The 354-nt window shown below is 74.3% G+C and carries 1 protein-coding gene; it reads left to right on the forward strand.

The window, feature by feature from the left end; genetic code table 11:
- A partial coding sequence (locus ACSNOK_RS33580) for a hypothetical protein (RefSeq protein ID WP_436784553.1) occupies positions 1-354 on the forward strand: 354 nt, incomplete at both ends.

Genomic DNA, 354 nt, shown 5'->3' on the forward strand with positions numbered 1-354 from the left:
CCGCCTGTACCGCGACCTGGAGCGCGGCTGGCGCATCACCATGCCGAACCTGGAGCAGACGGGCCTGCTGCGGATCTACTACGAGGACCTGGACTGGATCGCCGCCCGGCCCGAGCGCTGGCAGGCCGCCCACGCGGTGCTGCGCGGCGCCGACCCGGCGCTGCGCGAGGAGGTCGCCCGCACCCTGCTGGACTTCATGCGACGCGCCCTCGCCATCGACGTGCAGTACTTCCGCGACGACTTCGACGTCCTGCAGCGGGCCAGCGAGGAGCGCCTGACCGGGCCGTGGGTGCTGGGCGAGAGCGACCGCCCGGCGGTCGGCACCGCCTACCCGTACGGCTCGCGCCCCGGCAT

The organism is Streptomyces sp. URMC 126, assembly GCF_051386555.1.
Taxonomy (GTDB): Bacteria; Actinomycetota; Actinomycetes; order Streptomycetales; family Streptomycetaceae; genus Streptomyces.